The organism is Ensifer sp. VA4 (genome assembly GCF_055710065.1).
Window position 1 is genome coordinate 1 of record NZ_JBVQPO010000032.1, and the last position, 12643, is coordinate 12643.

Annotated in this window: 16 protein-coding genes; 4 read left to right on the forward strand and 12 right to left on the reverse strand. The window is 62.4% G+C overall.

Annotated features, from left to right (window positions below; all coding sequences use genetic code 11):
* Window positions 1-123 precede the first annotated feature (123 nt).
* On the reverse strand, window positions 124-309 hold the full coding sequence (locus AC0C6X_RS29775; RefSeq protein WP_173517404.1) for a DUF1059 domain-containing protein: 186 nt from the start codon (window positions 307-309) through the stop codon (window positions 124-126).
* A gap of 195 nt (window positions 310-504) precedes the next feature.
* Between AC0C6X_RS29775 and AC0C6X_RS29780 the strand changes: the two genes are divergently transcribed.
* Window positions 505-1050, forward strand: coding sequence for an adenine phosphoribosyltransferase (locus AC0C6X_RS29780; protein ID WP_247958524.1), 546 nt, complete (start codon window positions 505-507; stop codon window positions 1048-1050).
* A 145-nt stretch (window positions 1051-1195) separates the two neighbouring features.
* Here the strand turns inward: AC0C6X_RS29780 and AC0C6X_RS29785 are convergent, their stop codons facing one another.
* The 4 genes from AC0C6X_RS29785 to ychF form a co-directional block, all read right to left on the reverse strand.
* Window positions 1196-1408, reverse strand: coding sequence for a hypothetical protein (locus AC0C6X_RS29785; RefSeq protein ID WP_173517402.1), 213 nt, complete (start codon window positions 1406-1408; stop codon window positions 1196-1198).
* A gap of 199 nt (window positions 1409-1607) precedes the next feature.
* On the reverse strand, window positions 1608-2078 hold the full coding sequence (locus AC0C6X_RS29790) for a MaoC family dehydratase (protein ID WP_472956622.1): 471 nt from the start codon (window positions 2076-2078) through the stop codon (window positions 1608-1610).
* A complete protein-coding gene (locus tag AC0C6X_RS29795; RefSeq protein ID WP_472956624.1) occupies window positions 2078-2530 on the reverse strand; it encodes a MaoC family dehydratase in 453 nt (150 codons plus the stop codon). Before AC0C6X_RS29795 ends, AC0C6X_RS29790 begins: the two co-directional genes overlap by 1 nt.
* A 271-nt stretch (window positions 2531-2801) precedes the next feature.
* The gene (gene ychF, locus AC0C6X_RS29800) at window positions 2802-3905 is read right to left on the reverse strand and encodes a redox-regulated ATPase YchF (protein WP_472956625.1); all 1104 of its coding nucleotides are present in this window, start codon (window positions 3903-3905) and stop codon (window positions 2802-2804) included.
* 193 nt (window positions 3906-4098) lie between these two features.
* Here ychF and AC0C6X_RS29805 point away from each other — a divergent pair, with 193 nt between their 5' ends.
* Together AC0C6X_RS29805 and clpS are read left to right on the forward strand one after the other, a co-directional pair.
* Window positions 4099-4665: a hypothetical protein gene (locus AC0C6X_RS29805; protein WP_472956627.1), complete on the forward strand. Its 567-nt coding sequence runs from the start codon at window positions 4099-4101 to the stop codon at window positions 4663-4665.
* A gap of 200 nt (window positions 4666-4865) precedes the next feature.
* The gene (clpS, locus tag AC0C6X_RS29810) at window positions 4866-5177 is read left to right on the forward strand and encodes an ATP-dependent Clp protease adapter ClpS (protein ID WP_057253114.1); all 312 of its coding nucleotides are present in this window, start codon (window positions 4866-4868) and stop codon (window positions 5175-5177) included.
* A 39-nt stretch (window positions 5178-5216) separates the two neighbouring features.
* On the opposite strand, the gene AC0C6X_RS29815 is transcribed toward clpS, so the two are convergent.
* Together AC0C6X_RS29815 and AC0C6X_RS29820 are read right to left on the reverse strand one after the other, a co-directional pair.
* Window positions 5217-5519: a DUF6958 family protein gene (locus tag AC0C6X_RS29815; protein ID WP_173517397.1), complete on the reverse strand. Its 303-nt coding sequence runs from the start codon at window positions 5517-5519 to the stop codon at window positions 5217-5219.
* Window positions 5503-6063: a GFA family protein gene (locus AC0C6X_RS29820; RefSeq protein WP_472956629.1), complete on the reverse strand. Its 561-nt coding sequence runs from the start codon at window positions 6061-6063 to the stop codon at window positions 5503-5505. The genes AC0C6X_RS29815 and AC0C6X_RS29820 overlap by 17 nt, the downstream gene beginning before the upstream one ends.
* Before the next feature lie 120 nt (window positions 6064-6183).
* On the opposite strand from AC0C6X_RS29820, the gene AC0C6X_RS29825 reads away from it, so the two are divergent.
* Window positions 6184-6813: a TetR/AcrR family transcriptional regulator gene (locus AC0C6X_RS29825; RefSeq protein WP_246304323.1), complete on the forward strand. Its 630-nt coding sequence runs from the start codon at window positions 6184-6186 to the stop codon at window positions 6811-6813.
* Window positions 6814-6924: 111 nt separating this feature from the next.
* On the opposite strand, the gene pth is transcribed toward AC0C6X_RS29825, so the two are convergent.
* The 5 genes from pth to AC0C6X_RS29850 all read right to left on the reverse strand — a co-directional run.
* Window positions 6925-7644 (reverse strand): aminoacyl-tRNA hydrolase, encoded by a 720-nt coding sequence (pth, locus tag AC0C6X_RS29830; RefSeq protein WP_173517396.1) that lies wholly within the window; start codon window positions 7642-7644, stop codon window positions 6925-6927.
* A gap of 67 nt (window positions 7645-7711) precedes the next feature.
* On the reverse strand, window positions 7712-8446 hold the full coding sequence (locus AC0C6X_RS29835; RefSeq protein ID WP_472956632.1) for a substrate-binding periplasmic protein: 735 nt from the start codon (window positions 8444-8446) through the stop codon (window positions 7712-7714).
* Between the two features lie 92 nt (window positions 8447-8538).
* Entirely contained in the window at window positions 8539-10923 is a 2385-nt protein-coding gene (locus AC0C6X_RS29840) for a putative bifunctional diguanylate cyclase/phosphodiesterase (RefSeq protein WP_173517394.1), read from the reverse strand.
* Window positions 10924-11184: 261 nt separating this feature from the next.
* Window positions 11185-11793 carry a 50S ribosomal protein L25/general stress protein Ctc gene (locus AC0C6X_RS29845; protein ID WP_173517393.1) on the reverse strand — a complete coding sequence of 203 codons (609 nt, stop codon included), beginning with the start codon at window positions 11791-11793 and terminating at the stop codon, window positions 11185-11187.
* A 155-nt stretch (window positions 11794-11948) separates the two neighbouring features.
* The coding region (locus AC0C6X_RS29850) for a benzoate/H(+) symporter BenE family transporter (RefSeq protein ID WP_472956634.1) at window positions 11949-12643 on the reverse strand (695 nt) is incomplete at its 5' end.

Here is a 12643-nt window from a genome sequence, read left to right on the forward strand (position 1 = left end):
GCTTCAATCGGATGAAGCACTTTCGTCGCTTCGCCACGCGCTACGACCGTAGAACCATTCACTTCCAAGGCTTCCTCTATCTCGTCGCCGCAATGAGTTGGCTCCAGTGAATGTCGATTCGCCCTAGGCCGCCTTGGATTCGTCGGTGATCCGGGCCTTGATGTTTTCGATCATGTTTTCGCGGATGATCGTCTCGCCGTGCGTTTCGCGCATGTGCTCCACGACGCGGCGCACGATTTCGGCATCGTTGTCGGCGCGCGTGTGCCATTCGCAACCCGGGACGAGTGAACCGCATTCAAACAGGCGCATGGTGCTTCCTTCCTTGTGTGAGTTTGATGCGAGAGCGCGGTGCGCCAGCCGGGCGACCGCGCAAAATAGAGTAGCATCAACCCCCGAGGCGGCCAAATTGTTCCAGCCGGGCGCGCGAGAAGAAAGCATTATCGACAAGCGTGCTGATGGTGTTATGGGTTTGCGGTAACAAGAGACGCAAAGGCCCATTTGCCCATGACCACCACCGTTCAATCGGAACTGATCTCCGCCATCCGGAACATTCCAGATTATCCGAAGCCGGGCGTGATGTTTCGCGATATCACCACGCTGCTCGGTAATCCACGCGCCTTTCGCCGCGCGATCGACGAGCTGGTGCATCCCTACGCCGGTACGAAGATCGAAAAGATCGCCGGCATCGAGGCGCGCGGTTTCATTCTCGGTGGCGCCATTGCACACCAGCTTTCGTCGGGTTTCGTGCCGATCCGCAAGAAGGGCAAACTGCCGCACGACACCGTGCGCATCGCCTACAGCCTGGAATACGGCGTCGACGAGATGGAGATGCACAAGGATGCGATCCGACCGGGTGAAAAGGTGATCCTCGTCGACGACCTGATCGCTACCGGCGGCACGGCGGAAGCCGCTACCAAGCTTCTGAAGCAGATGGGCGCCGAAATCGTAGCGGCCTGTTTCGTAATCGATCTGCCCGAACTCGGCGGCCGCAAGAAGCTCGAAGCGCTCGGCGTCAATGTCCGGACGCTGATCGAATTCGAAGGCCACTGATCAGTCCAGCGATTCCTGCATGTCGCCTTGGATCGACCTCGATTTGGGGACGAAGAGAGGCAGCAAATCGGCGACCTTCGCGCGTGTGACGAGACGCGCGGCGCCGTAGAGCGGGCGAGAGCTGCACCTCTTTCTCGTCTCCGCGCTAGAACCGATTGATCGTCCGCAACATCAGCTGCACTTCACGCTGTGTTGCCGGTGGCAGTGTTTCCACTTCCTTCTGCCAGAAGCGTTCGGCTTCCGGCGGCTCTTCTTCCCAGCTTCTGACCGATGTCTGGTTGTCGTCTATGACGACACGACGGTGACCGCCGAGACGCATATATTCGTCCGCCAGTTCGCGGACATGGGTTTTTTCCATGGCTGCTCCTCCGCTACGAGCGGTTCATCACCCTCGGACCGCCGGAGACGCGGCCGACGGCGCGCGACCTCAGTTGCGAACGGAGAGTCTACCTCTGGTCAGCGGCAAATTTATGGAGGCGCGACAGTTCAAGGTGCTGCAGCGATCTTGGCGCCTCTTAAGAGAAGCATGGCGCTGTAGCGGGGCGGCCATCGCCGCATCAGACGAACTCGATCACCTTGCTCTCGAAGCGGATCACCGCCTCGCCATGCTGGTTGTCGCCCTCGCACAGGATCGTGTTGATCCGCCAGCCGGGTTTCGAGTTGAGCGAGCGGCTTGCGAGGAAGGTCACGAAATAGGTGACGGTGTCTCCGGCATAGACCGGCTTCAGCCACTTGAGGTCGCGGAAGCCGGGTGATGGGCCGAGGTTCGGTGCGCGCAGCCCCTCGGCGGCAAGCCGGCGCTGCTCGTCTTTCCAGAACCGGACAAAGCATTGCATCCATCCGGCTGAGGTATGCCAGCCCGATGCGCAGAGCCCGCCGAACAGCGAATGCCGCGCCGCTTCTTCATCGAGATGGAAAGGCTGGGGGTCGAAGTCGCGAGCGAAGCGGACGATGTCCTCGGCCGTGAAAGTCAGGCTGCCGATGGCGGTCTTGGCCCTGGCGGCGTAAAATTCTTCCATCGTCATCATCAGGCCGGGCCCTTCTCGCGGGCGCGAAAGAGAACCGTGCATTCGGAGATCGCCACGGGCTCACCCGCCTGGTTGGTGATTTCGTTGCGGAACTTGACGATGCCGAGATCGGGCTTCGACCGCGAGCGCCGCGCCTCGAGCACGAGGCTGAAACCGGTGAGGACGTCTCCAGCGATAACCGGTTTCCTCCAGTCCATGAAGTCGATGCCGGGTGAGCCCTGCGACGTCGAGTTGCCCATGAAGGCGTCGAGCATCATACGCATGCCGACGGCGCTTGTGTGCCAGCCGGAAGCTGCAAGACCGCCAAGGATGCTGCGTTTTCCCGCTTCCTCGTCGAGATGCATCGGCTGCTGGTCGAATTCGCTGGCGAAGGCGATCATCTCCGCCGGCTTCATCTCGACGGGTTTGTAGTCGAAGCGCCGCCCTTCGGAAAAATCCTCGAAATACAGCATGCTTGAGTGGCCCCGGTCTGATTTGTTGCCGCCTTACCTACTGCATAATTTCGCGGAGCGGAATCGATTTGAGCGGGACGGCTGGATGCCGGCCTCAACGTCGTCGGCATCCTCCGGCAGCGACTGCGCCGCTTGGTCATGGACCTGCTGCCGGAAACGATTGCGGCGCGGTTGCATGTCGCGCCGTAGTGCCGAGTTCGTCGCGCGCTACACTCTTTGCATCGCGCCGGGCCTTTGATCCTGTGCGTGTCGCGCAAGACCGCCGCAACACTTACGTGTTGAAGCGGAAGTGGATGACGTCGCCGTCCTGGACGACGTATTCCTTGCCTTCGTCGCGCGCCTTGCCGGCTTCCTTGGCACCGGTTTCGCCGCCGAGCGCGATGTAATCGTCATAGGCGATGGTGTTGGCGCGAATGAAGCCGCGTTCGAAATCCGAGTGGATGACGCCGGCGGCCTGCGGCGCCTTGGTGCCGCGCTGGATCGTCCAGGCCCGGGTTTCCTTGGGGCCGACGGTGAAATAGGTGATGAGGTCGAGCAGCTTGTAGCCGGCGCGGATCAGGCGGTCGAGACCGGCTTCTTCCAGGCCGAGCGCGGCGAGGAATTCCTTGGCCTCTTCATCCGGCAGCTGCGCCACTTCCGACTCGATGGCAGCCGAAATCACGACGGACTCGGCGCCCTGGGCCTTCGCCATTTCGGCGACGGCACGGGTGTGCTCGTTGCCGTCGGCGGCGTCACCTTCGGCGACGTTGCAGACATAGAGAACCGGATGCGCGGTCAGGAGGTTCAGCCCCTGCAGGATGCGCAGTTCTTCGGCGTCGAGCCTCGAAAGCAGGGTGCGGACCGGCTTGCCTTCGCGCAGCAGGTTCAGCGAAGCCTCCATGATCGGAAGCTGGGCCATCGACTCCTTGTCCTTGCCGACGGCGCGCTTGCGGGTCTGCTCCGTACGGCGCTCCAGGCTATCGAGGTCGGCCAGCATCAGCTCGGTCTCGATCGTCTCGGCGTCGGCGACCGGGTGGATGCGGCCTTCGACGTGGGTGATGTCGTCATCCTCGAAGCAGCGGAGCACGTGAACGACGGCGTCCACTTCGCGAATGTTGGCGAGGAACTGGTTACCGAGGCCTTCGCCCTTGGACGCGCCGCGCACCAGGCCGGCGATGTCGACGAAGGAGATGCGCGTCGGGATGATTTCCTTCGACTTGGCAGTTTCGGCAAGCTTGCGCATGCGCGGATCCGGCACTGCCACTTCGCCGGTGTTCGGCTCGATGGTGCAGAAGGGATAGTTGGCAGCTTGCGCGGCCGCCGTCTTGGTGAGCGCGTTGAAGAGGGTGGACTTGCCGACGTTCGGCAGTCCGACAATACCGCATTTGAAGCCCATGGGGTCTCGTCCGTATCTTAAGAATTCCGTTGGCGTGGCTATGCGGGAAGGGCGCCTCCTGGTCAAGGGCGCACGCCCCGTTCACGGTAAATAAGGGGATTGCGCCGTTGAACGCGCGACCTTTGGGCCGCATATGCGTCTTAGAATTCCACCGGCCCTGTCGAGGCAGCGAAAAAATTCCGGGGAGCCCGCATTGATCGACCAGAAGTTCATGTTCCCGCGCGTGCCGGTGGCCGTCGTCGATATCGGCGACACGCTGGAGGCCCTGTTGATCCGCTCCATGCTGGAGAGCCTTGGCGCCGTCGTCACGCTGCATCTGCCGGGAACGCCTGAAGATTTCCTGACCCTTATCGCTGGCGGTGAACTCGTCCACCAGCATCTGATCATCTGCGGCCACGGTGACGAAAACGGTTTCGTCTTCGGCGACCACATCGCGGATATCGATACCTCGATGCTGGTCGAGGGCAGCCTGCCGCCCTCGGTGGTCGCCGAGCATGCCAGGCTCGATGGCAAGATCGTTCTCAGCACCTGCTGCGAGACCGGCGGCAAGGCCTTCGCCGATGCCATGGTCGAGAAGGGAGGGGCAGCGCTCTATGTCGCTCCCGATGGCTCGCCCGGAGGGGCCGATGCGCCGCTCTTCGTCCATTGCTTCTATCATGCGCTTCTTGCGCGCAAGCAGACGCCAGAGGCGGCGCTGGAGCGAGCCCGCTCCTACGACGAGGCAGCGACAATGTTCGTCGGCCACCGGCCCGGCCACTGACAGGCCGTGACTGAAGCCCGGCTTTTGCTTGATCGGCGCGCCTGCCCATAGGATAGTGCGCGTCGTGCGGCGCGCGATCTTAGAGAGGCCGCCGCAACACTGAGATCTGCTGCACGGATCTGTCCTTGAATCCATTTCGATTTAAGGAACCATGCGGTAGCGGTCGTGCCGTTCTTTCTGTCATCAACGGGGTGGTTCCGATGAGTGACAACGAGGTTGCCAGAAAAGTCAAAGTGAAGGTAAAGCCGAAGCTCGAACGGCCGAAGCTTTACAAGGTCATGCTGCTCAATGACGATTACACGCCGCGCGAGTTCGTCGTCGGCGTGCTCAAGGCCGTGTTCCATATGAGCGAGGAGGCCGGTTATCGCGTGATGATGACGGCGCACAAGATGGGCACTTCGGTGGTCGTCGTCTGTGTGCGCGACATTGCGGAAACCAAGGCCAAGGCGGCGACCGACCTTGCCAAGGAAGCGGGTTTTCCTTTGCTCTTCACCACAGAGCCCGAGGAATAGCGGCCGGTGCCGAGGATGCCCGACTGCTGCCGGCTTGCCTTATGCCTTCTTGTGCAGACGAAGCGGCTTGGTCGCTTCTCGCTCGATCGTGCCCTTGGCTTCGAGGTCGAGTTGAGCCGCCTTCAGCCACCAGCCGGCCTTTGCACCCCCGGGGAAAAGGTCCTGCGGCAACAGCGGCAAGAGCCGATCCTTCGCTTCCGCGACGGTCAGCCCCGGCGCGGCCGGTGGCAGCACCGTGAGCAGGGCTTCCCGCATTGCCTCGTATTTTACCCGGTCGACGCGGTATTTGTGGCCGGGCGAGGCGATGTTTTCGATCTCGATCTTCTCAGTCCCGGATGCCATTGGCCTCGCCTTTCACATAGTCGATCGCCGGCGCCTTGAAGCCCATTGCTGCCCAGGCCTTCAGCAGCCGCCACATGAACCGGCCCGAATGGGTCTTGTAGCTCGGCAACGTGTCGGCGAATTCGATGCCCGCCTTGCGATCTTTCGTCATGGTTCGCATTTCCAGCGGCGGCTGGTCATCCGGGGCGAAACGCTGGTTGTAGACGCTCAGCCAGTGGCCGCCTTTGAATTCGAGGAACATGGCGGCGTTGCAGCAGCTCGCAATGACCCTGCGCGTCGGAGCCGCGGGCGTCAACCGATGCTCGCGCAAAAGCTCGCTGCCCCTGAGACAGCGGATCCTGTCCTTCCGGTAGAGCGCGAAGCGCGTCGAGCCATCGGCTTCCAGCACCGGCGACGCTTCGGGCAGGGCCTCGAAGCGCTCGCCGGCGGTGCGGCAACTGGTGCAGTAGCAGGCGGCGCCGACGATCGGCTCGCCGACGGCTTCAAAGGCAACCAGCCCGCAGCGGCAGGCGGCAATGCGATTTCTTGCTTGCGGCTTGACCATGGTTCTCCCCCGGTCCCATTTCGCTAATTAGACTGGACCGTCCAGTTTGATTTGTCAATCCGACTGGCCTATCCTGCGTGGCAAGTGATTTGGCGATGTAAGGCAGGGGGAAGGGCAGGTTTGAGCAACGGCGCAAAGACGCGCATGGAGCGCACCCGCAGGGCGATCGTGGCGGCGGCGAGCGATCTCTTCCTGAAGCGCGGCTTTCTCGGCACCAACATGGATGAGATCGCGGCGACCGCTGACGTGTCGAAGCAGACGGTCTATTCCCATTTCCAGAGCAAGGAGGCGCTGTTCCTGGAAGTTGTGCGCAGCATGACCGGTGGCGCCGGCGACGCGTTTCAGGAACAGGTCGCCGACCCTGACGGCGATGAGCCGATCGAGGAGTTCCTGCTCGACTATGCCACCCAGTTGCTGACGATCGTGATGACGCCGCGGCTGATGCAGGTGCGGCGCCTGGTGATCGCCGAGGTCGAGCGCTTTCCACAGCTCGGCGAAGCACTGCACGAGCGCGGCCCGATGCGTTCGATCAGGCGGCTTGCGGCCGCCTTCAAGCGCTATGGCGAAAAGGGCGACATCCGGGTGAAGGACGCTGAGGCCGCCGGCGGGTTCTTCAATTGGCTCGTCATGGGTGGACCGGTGAACGACGCCATGCTGCTCGGCGATGGCGCCATTCCAGCGCCGGAGGCTTTGAAAGCGCATGCGGAGGAGGCGGTGCGGATCTTCCTCGCAGCCCACAGGGCAGCCTAGATGAGGATGTCGGCCCCGCCGTGGTCGAACCGAACCAAGCCGTCTCGGTGGGGGCCGCGGAGGCGGATCCGCGCGGGATCATGCTTCCGGTGCACGCGGGAAGAGGCGAGCTCAGTCGCCCTTCGAGCCGAACATCTTCTTCAGCATGTCGGCCATCGGGCCGGTCGCCGGCAGCTTCTTCGGCTGGGCTGAATTGCGGGCCTGATGGATGTGCGATTGCGCGCCCTGCTTCTTCGGGGTTTCGGGCTCGTCTGCCTCCGGCTTGCCGCCGGTCGCGAGCGCGATCTTGTTCAGAAGCTGGGAATCCTCGCCGCGCACCAGCATGTCGGCATTGTCGGCTATGGCGTCGAGCAGCGGCACCAGCCAGGCTTGGTCGGCCTTGGCGAAATCGCCGAGCACATGGGCGTGCACCAGGTCCTTGACTCCGGGATGGCCGATGCCGAGGCGCAGGCGACGATAGTCCTTGCCGCAATGAGCGTCGATCGACTTGATGCCGTTGTGGCCGCCATGGCCGCCGCCCACCTTGAGCCGCGCCTTGGCGGCGGGCAGGTCGAGCTCGTCATAGATGACGGTGATGTCCTTCGGCTGCAACTTGTAGAAGCGCATGGCCTCGCCGACCGCCTCGCCGGAGAGGTTCATGAAGGTCTGCGGTTTCATCAAGAGCACGCGCTCGCCGGCGATCTCGCCTTCGGCGATCTCGGCCTTGAACTTCTTCGACCAGGAGGAAAAGCCGTGCCGGCGGTGGATGACGTCGACCGCCATGAAGCCGATATTGTGCCGGTTGGCGGAGTATTTCGAACCTGGATTGCCAAGCCCTGCGATGATCAGCATCTCGTCACGCGTCGATGATTTCGGGGTGGGGCCATCCAAAATCATCGTGCCAGGGGGAAGTCAACGCTTATTTCTCGGCATGCAGGCTGGCATTCGGCGTCAGGCCGTAGTGCTTGAAGATCTCGTCCTGGGTGCCGTTGCCGACCAACCGATCGAGTTCGCGCTGCATCGCGGCGACGGTTACGCGCGATACGTCGCGGTTGCAGGCGATGCCATAGAGCTTGCCCTCGAGCACGAGCGCCGCTTCGACCGGTTTGCCCTCGGCGCGCATGATCTCGAAGGTCTTTTGCGACGTCATCAGCAGGTCGACGCGTCCGGCGATCAGCTTCTTCAGGCTGGAATCGAGGTTGGCGGCATAGTCGATCTTCGGAAAGCCGTGATCCCTGAGATAGGTTGCGGAGAAGTCTTCGCGCTGCGTGCCGACGATGTATTGACGCGCCGCTTCCAGCGAACTCGGCGCTATATCGGAGCCGGTATGGCGAACCATCACCATGTGATCGACGAGCAGCGGCTCGACCCATTGGAACCTCCTGTCGCGTTCGGCGTCGTGGCCGGTGGTGAAAACGCAATAGGCGGGATCGGTTTCGGCCAGCATGAAGGCTCGCGCCCAGGGCAGGACCTGGATCGTGTAAGGCTGTTTCAGCCGCTCCATGATCAGCTTGACCTGGTCGACGGCGGCGCCGCTCGGACCGTTCTCGGTCGAAAAATTGTAAGGCGGGTACTCCTCGGTGACGAACCTGATCGTCTGCGCCTGCGCGGTCGTGAAGAGACCGAGAAAAAATAATGGGATCAGCGCCTTCACGTGCCTTCCTCCTTTTGCCGCCTGTTGCGATGTCCGCGGAATATGTCCGCGTCCCGAACCTCCATCGGGATCGTGGCCGCTGGCGGCGAACATCATGCCCGCTTGCCTGCGGCCGTCGCCGCCTTTGCTTCCGAGTCGCTTTCCAGCATGTTCAACATGCTTTCGATCGGCATCGGCCGGCTGAAGAGATAGCCCTGGCCGCAATCGACACCCAGCTTGCGCAGGAGCTGCCATTGCTCCTTCGTCTCGATGCCCTCGGCGACGACGGTGCAACCCATCTGGTGCGAGATGGTGCGGATGCCCTTGATCAGCATGCGGCTCTTGCGCCGGATGTCGGCGGTGCCTGAGCTCAGAGAACGGGTGAAGGACTGGTCGACCTTGACGATATCGACCGGGAAACGGTTGAGGTAGCTCAGCGACGAATAGCCGGTGCCGAAATCGTCGAGCGCGATGCGGCAGCCGAATTCGTTGAGCTGCTTCAGCACCGCATGCACTTCCGGATTGTCGAGCATGAGCACGGCTTCGGTGATCTCGACGACGATCCGGCTCGGCGAAATATGGTGCTTCAGCAGCAGGGCGGCGAGCTTGTGCGGCAGCGTCAGCTCGAATTGCAACGGCGAGAAGTTGACGGCCAGATAGGTATCCTGCGTGCCGTCCAGCTCGGAGATCGCTGCCAAATTGCGGATTGCTTTCTCGAGGATGCGATCGCCGATGCGCGCGATCGTGCCGGTTTCCTCGGCGATGCCGATGATCTTGCCCGGCGGCATCAGGCCCTTTTCCGGGTGGTTGAGGCGCATCAGTGCCTCGAAGCCGGCGATCTGCCCGTCGGCAAGGCTGACGATCGGCTGCAGCCAGGCCTCGAAGTGGTCGTCCTTCAGCCCGGCTTCGATGCACTGTTCGATCTCATGGCGTTCGCGGGAGGCGTCGAGCATGCTGGAATCGAACAGCTTCAGGCCGTTCTTGCCATCGTGCTTGCGCGCATACATCGCCATGTCCGCCTTGAGCAGCAGGTCGGAAGCGTTTTCCGCATGGGCCGGGTAGACCGAGATGCCGACGCTGGCGCTGACGAGGAGTTCGTTGCCGGCAATCGGCATCGGCTCGCGGAGCGTCGAAACGATGCGCTCGCCGATCTCGCTCGCGAGCGTTGCGGCGTCCCTGTCGGAAATCAGGATGGCGAATTCGTCGCCGCCGAGACGGGCCATGATGTCGCCGGGGCGCAGCGCGTCATGGATGAGCTCGACCGTGTGCCGCAGCACGTCGTCGCCGGCTGCGTGACCGAAATTGTCGTTGATCCACTTGAAGCGGTCGAGATCGATGAACAGGCAGCCGAGTTGCATGGCGCAATCGTCGGCCTGGCGGATCGCGTCGTCGAGTGCTGCCTCGAACCCCTGGCGGTTGAGCAGGCCGGTGAGGTGATCGGTGATCGCCTGGGTGTGGTTGCGGCTTTCCGCCTGCTTCAGCGCGGTGACATCGGTCATGACCGAGAGCGACAGGCTGCCTTCTCCGGTCGCCTTCGTTTCCTGGATCAGTACCGTCATCAGCTCGTCGTTCGCCTTGCGGAACGGGACAGTGACCTCGCGGATCTCATGATCGCCGACCGCGATCGTCTTGGCGTGAGTGCGATAGGTCTCGTGCCAGTGCTGGTCGATGAAGTCGACGAAGTCGCGGCCGATGACGTCGTCGCGATCGTAACCGGTCGCCAGCAGCCAATAGTCGCTGACGGCGAGCAGGCGCCCGTCGACGTCGAGCGAAAACAGCATGGCCGGCGTCAGGTTGTAGATGTCGGTCACGCGTTCGTGTGCGTTTTTCAGTTCCGTCTCCTCGCGCTCGAGCCGGTCCTGCATCTCGTTGAAGTTGGCGGCAAGCGCGCCCATTTCGTCATCGGAGGTCCAGTCGACGCGGTGGCGTGATCCGAGCCGGCGCGTCGCCTCGATCGCTGCGGTCAGGCGCATCAGCGGGCGCATCACCGTGAAGCGATTGCCGACGAGTGCGGCGGCGAAGACGATCGCGACGGCGAAGAGCAGGATGGCGAGGATCGCCAGTTCATCCTTGCTGAACTGCGACAGAAGGCCGGGCGTCGGTACTCTCACTTCGATGCGGCCGACCTCCTTCATTCCATCCATGGACTGATAGGAAATGGGCAGGCCGAGGATCCGGTCCTTGGTGCCGGGCACGGCGCCGCCAAGCGGCATCTGGGCGAGGATCGAGCCGGTTTGGTCGCGCACGGTGACGGAGAGGATATCGGTGCCGTTTATCAGCGAGCGAGCAATGTGCTTGATGCCGTCGCTGTCGAAATCCCAGATCGGCTTGCCCAGCGCCTCGGCGCTTGCGGCCATCAATAGTTCTATGTTGTGAATCCGCTCGCGTGCAATGCGGTCGCCGGAAATGCTCAGGAAGAGAACGAGCAGCGGGGCAATGAAAACGAGCATTGCGCCACAGACAATCGCAATAAATCGGTTCTCCACGGAGTGCATCATCGGATGCACGCCTCAGAAGGTGCTGCCACGCATCTCATATTCGGATTCTCTTCAGTCTGAGCCCCAGTTTCCCCGCCAGAAGGACATCATCAAAACCTTAAATGTTGCTGAAATCGTTTCGTGATAAATGATGGGATGCGATGGTGGCGCCGTGTGGCGAGCGGCCTGTGAACCAAAGCAAAAAGCCCGCCCCAAACGAATGGGACGGGCTCTCGATGAAGTGCGGCGGGACTGGCCTTTCGCCAGTCACCCGGAAGCCGATCAGGCTTCTGCTTCGCCTTCGGCTTCTTCCTTCACGCCACCAGCCGGAGCAACAAGCGTTGCAACGGTGAAGTCGCGGTCGGCGATAACCGGGGTCGCGCCCTTCGGCAGCTTGATGTTGGAGATGTGAATGGCGTCGCCGACCTTGAGGCCGGAGAGATCGACGGTCAGGAATTCCGGAATGTCGTCAGCCGAAACGTTGAGCTCGACTTCGTGGCGAACGATGTTCAGAACGCCGCCAGCCTTCAGGCCCGGGGACTTTTCTTCGTTCACGAAGTGAACCGGAACTTCGACGGTAACCTGGCTGTCCTTGGAGACGCGCAGGAAGTCGACATGCATGGTGAAGTCGCGGACCGGATCCAGCTGGTAGTCCTTCGGCAGGACGCGGATCTTTTCACCGTTGACGTCGATCGTTGCGACGGTGGTCATGAAACCGCCGGCGTGGATCTTCATCGTCACTTCCTTGGTGGAGAGTGCGATGGAAAGGGGGGCCTGCTTGTCACCGTAGATGACAGCCGGGATAAGACCGTTGCGGCGAAGTTCACGGGAGGACCCCTTACCAACCCGTTCGCGCGTCTCGGCCTTGAGCTCGTAAGTTGCGTGGCTCATGGGTAGACCTTTCTATGTCTAAATCTGGAGAGCTCATCCGGCATGCCGGATGAACCGAAGCCGCATGGGCTTCATCCGCGTTGCCTCCAAGGGTGTCTACGCGGACGCGCGGTGCATAGACGAGATCGCCCGCAAATGCAAGCTTTGCCGCGGGTTCAGGCCTTTTTGCGGGTGAGGCGCGCCAGCGCCAGCATCAGCCCGCCGGCGATCAGCCCCCAGAAGGCGCCGGAAATGCCACCGAAACTGACGCCGGAGGCGGTGACCAGGAAGGTGATGGCCGCCGCCTCGCGGGTCTTCGCCTCGGTGAAGGCGGCCATGGCGGAACTGGCGAAGGCCCCGACGAGGGCGAGGCCGGCGACCGCCTCGATCAGGATGGAGGGCGCCAGGCTGACGAAGGTGGTGACGACGCCGGCGAGCAGGCCGAAGAGAATGTAGAAGGCGCCGGCATTGATCGCCGACCAGTAGCGCCTGCCGCGATCGGGATGGGAATCGCTGCCGGCGCACATGGCAGCCGTGATCGCCGCAAGATTGACCGCATGACCGCCAAAGGGTGCGCTCAGCACGGAGAAGACACCGGTCGTCGCAAACAGCGGTCCGGGAGCCGGGTGATAGTCGTTGACCTTCAGCACCGCGATGCCGGGGATGTTCTGCGAGGCCATTGTGACGATGAAGAGCGGCAGGGCAATGCTGACCATGGCCGCGATGTTGAACTGTGGGGTCACGAATTCGACCGTCGGCACCAGCGCCGAAGACAGGGAGGATAGGGCTCCTTCTGGGATCTCGACGCCAAAGGCTATGACGAGCACGAAGGCGACAAGTGCGGCCGGAACGGCGTAGAGCTTGTTGACGC

Excerpts from the sequence above, each read along its gene's own strand:
- AC0C6X_RS29775 (WP_173517404.1), bottom strand. The coding sequence starts at position 309 with ATGCGCCTGTTTGAATGCGGTTCACTCGTCCCGGGTTGCGAATGGCAC.
- AC0C6X_RS29780 (WP_247958524.1), top strand. The coding sequence starts at position 505 with ATGACCACCACCGTTCAATCGGAACTGATCTCCGCCATCCGGAACATT.
- AC0C6X_RS29785 (WP_173517402.1), bottom strand. The coding sequence starts at position 1,408 with ATGGAAAAAACCCATGTCCGCGAACTGGCGGACGAATATATGCGTCTC.
- AC0C6X_RS29790 (WP_472956622.1), bottom strand. The coding sequence starts at position 2,078 with ATGATGACGATGGAAGAATTTTACGCCGCCAGGGCCAAGACCGCCATC.
- AC0C6X_RS29795 (WP_472956624.1), bottom strand. The coding sequence starts at position 2,530 with ATGCTGTATTTCGAGGATTTTTCCGAAGGGCGGCGCTTCGACTACAAA.
- ychF (WP_472956625.1), bottom strand. The coding sequence starts at position 3,905 with ATGGGCTTCAAATGCGGTATTGTCGGACTGCCGAACGTCGGCAAGTCC.
- clpS (WP_057253114.1), top strand. The coding sequence starts at position 4,866 with ATGAGTGACAACGAGGTTGCCAGAAAAGTCAAAGTGAAGGTAAAGCCG.
- AC0C6X_RS29815 (WP_173517397.1), bottom strand. The coding sequence starts at position 5,519 with ATGGCATCCGGGACTGAGAAGATCGAGATCGAAAACATCGCCTCGCCC.
- AC0C6X_RS29820 (WP_472956629.1), bottom strand. The coding sequence starts at position 6,063 with ATGGTCAAGCCGCAAGCAAGAAATCGCATTGCCGCCTGCCGCTGCGGG.
- pth (WP_173517396.1), bottom strand. The coding sequence starts at position 7,644 with ATGCTGATCATCGCAGGGCTTGGCAATCCAGGTTCGAAATACTCCGCC.
- AC0C6X_RS29840 (WP_173517394.1), bottom strand. The coding sequence starts at position 10,923 with ATGATGCACTCCGTGGAGAACCGATTTATTGCGATTGTCTGTGGCGCA.
- AC0C6X_RS29845 (WP_173517393.1), bottom strand. The coding sequence starts at position 11,793 with ATGAGCCACGCAACTTACGAGCTCAAGGCCGAGACGCGCGAACGGGTT.